The sequence below is a fragment of the Oceanobacillus sp. NCCP-135 genome (assembly GCF_059698015.1).
The window spans coordinates 1-896 of record NZ_BAAKSZ010000077.1; the positions used below are offsets into that span (position 1 = coordinate 1).

At 43.2% G+C, this 896-nt stretch carries 1 protein-coding gene; it reads right to left on the minus strand.

All coding sequences use genetic code 11. The features are described 5' to 3' along the window. Window positions 1-50: 50 nt before the first annotated feature. The gene (locus tag AC6HVZ_RS19590; protein WP_497559795.1) at window positions 51-824 is read right to left on the minus strand and encodes an ExeA family protein; all 774 of its coding nucleotides are present in this window, start codon (window positions 822-824) and stop codon (window positions 51-53) included. Window positions 825-896 lie beyond the last annotated feature (72 nt).

The window sequence follows — 896 nt, forward strand, 5'->3', positions numbered from 1 at the left end:
AAGAACCTTGGCAGCTTCCTCTATGGTCATGGGAACATTCTTTTTATTTTTCACAACTCATTCATGACACGCTGAACATGGGATTCCCCGACTACTTTCGTAACTTGCAGGAAGGCATCCATTAAACTTTGACTACATAAAGTATTGATCTTCCGCGGTACCCCTTGGCTAAAATTAAAAATAGCTCCAACAGCCTCCTCGGAGAAGATCTCCAAAGAAGTACCGGCTGCCTGAAGCTGATGCTTGATATAATCAGCTGTTTCCTTTTCTGTTAATCCAACTACTTGATAACGCATCTGAATGCGCTGATCAATGGCCTCCAGATGCTTCACCCGCAATTGGTTCCGTAAACTGTGCTGACCGACAATAATGAGCGACAGCGGAGACATGGAATCTTCCCGAAAATTAAGAATAAAACGCAATTCCTGCAACATCGATTCGGAGAAATGATGTGCCTCATCCAAAATAATGACAGGAATCTTTTTTTCATTTTCATAGATATCTAACATCAATTCCTGGTATTGACGTTTTGCTTCGTTCGATCGGAAGGCCGGATGAATACCGAAACGTTGTAGTACTTCCCGATAAAAGAGTTTCGGTGTTAGTGCTGAATCACAGATATACAAGTAACGATATTTCATGGGATCCAGTTGTTGGGTAAGGGATCGTATCGCTGTTGATTTTCCCATCCCGGCCTCTCCAGTTAGGAGACAAAATTGTCGATGCTTAACTGCGTATTCAAGTCTCGCTGTTGCTTCTCGATAGCTTAACGAAGCATAGAGTTGTTCGGTAGATATTTCCCGGGTAAATGGCACGCCTTTCATGTCAAAGAACTCAATCATTCGTGGCACCCCCGTTCTGTTTCTCTTTCCAAGTGGCAAAGCTGGTGGTTCCTA